The 610-nt window shown below is 66.2% G+C and carries 1 protein-coding gene; it reads right to left on the reverse strand.

The window, feature by feature from the left end:
- A partial coding sequence (locus AC1D00_RS44330; protein WP_477015102.1) for a helix-turn-helix domain-containing protein occupies window positions 1–601 on the reverse strand: 601 nt, incomplete at its 3' end.
- Window positions 602–610 lie beyond the last annotated feature (9 nt).

Here is a 610-nt window from a genome sequence, read left to right on the forward strand (position 1 = left end):
CCTCGCTGGTGCACAGGCAGACGCCTTTTGCGGAAGCTGCCTCGCCGGCGTTGAGGTAGGCGTGGCCCATGGTGCTGTCGAGATAGATGCCGTCGCCCTCACCGAGGATCTCAGGCGCGTAGAACTCGGTGTGGACGGCGACGCGTCCGCTCGTCACCAGGAAATATTCCTCGCCGCCATGGCGCAGCAGCGGGCCGAACTCCTCCAGCGAGCGCGCACGAACCTCGGCCACGATCGGCACCATGCGTTTGCCGATCAGATCGGTGCACTGATAGGTATAGGTGTAGAACCTGGTGGTGATCACCTGCCCCTGCCCGGCCCGGCTGATGCTCCGCCGCGCGGTGACCGGCCGGCCCTGCACAGGCGCCGCGACCGCCGGATTGAAGAGCTCGGCGATCTCCATCTTCAGGCCCGAGGTGAGCTGGAGCAGCTTGTCGTAGGTCAGTGACATCAGGCCGTTCTCGACCTTCGACAGGGTCGAGAGCGCCATGCCGGTCCGCTCCGCCACCTGCTTGAGCGTCAGGCCGCGGGCCTGGCGGGCCGCCTTGAGGCATTGGCCGAGCTGGGAATTGGCACCTTCGGGCGTCGTTATCTCGCTCATGCAGCAACC

It is taken from the genome of Bradyrhizobium sp. P2_E8 (genome assembly GCF_056403875.1).